Annotated in this window: 1 protein-coding gene; it reads right to left on the minus strand. The window is 62.8% G+C overall.

The annotated features are described in order from the left end of the window. Positions 1-747, minus strand: a 747-nt coding sequence (locus FJM51_RS23530; RefSeq protein WP_233713258.1) for an IS481 family transposase, incomplete at its 3' end; no start/stop codon positions are given. Positions 748-845: the final 98 nt, after the last annotated feature.

The following is an 845-nucleotide window of genomic DNA, read 5'->3' on the forward strand; positions in this document are numbered from 1 at the left end:
AAGGTCCTCGATGCTGGCGTAGTGAAAGGCGCGGACCGTCGCCTCCTTGATGGTCCGAACCATCCGCTCGGCCTGACCATTGGTCCAGGGATGGTAGGGCTTGGTCAACCTGTGCTCGATCCCGCGCTCCGAACAGACGGCGCCGAAGACGTGAGGCGTGAAGCCGCCCTCGGCCTTCCTGTCATGCTGGACGAACCGCACGCCATTGTCGGTCAGCACCGTGTGGATCTTGTAGGGAACGGCCAGGGTCAGAGCTTTCAGGAAACCGGCGGCGACAAGTTTCGTGGCCTCGCGGTAGATCCTGGCGAAGACCAGCTTCGATGTCCGGTCGACGGCGACGAAGAGGTAGGCCTTACCGCCCTCGTAGCGCAATTCGGCGATATCGATGTGAAAATAGCCGATCTCGCAGGCCTTGAAGCGCTTGGGCTTCTCGCGATCCGCTTTCGGCAGTCGCGAGATCCCATGGCGTTGAAGGCACCGATGCAACGAGGACCGCGTCAGGTGCGGGATGACGTCCTTCAGGGCGATGAACACGTCGTCCAGCGGCAGGCGGGCCTGGACCCGGAGCGCCACGATGGCGGCTTCCTCCATGGTGGACAGAACGGAACTCCGTCTTTCCTTCGGTCCCATCGGCGCGTCCTCCACCGAGGAGCGCGACCGCCACTTTCTCACCGTCTTTTCGTTGAGCCCGTAGCGCCGGGCGAGTTCCGCGGCCGGAGCCTCCGATCGCTGTAGCTCAACTCGCACGACCTACGTCGTCTTGGCGCTCCCGTGAAGAACCTGGCCCATAGCGCATCCCTCTCTGGCGACGACAAACATACGCCAGGACATGCTGGGACTAAACA

It is taken from the genome of Amaricoccus solimangrovi (assembly GCF_006385685.1).
Classification (GTDB): Bacteria; Pseudomonadota; Alphaproteobacteria; order Rhodobacterales; family Rhodobacteraceae; genus Amaricoccus; species Amaricoccus solimangrovi.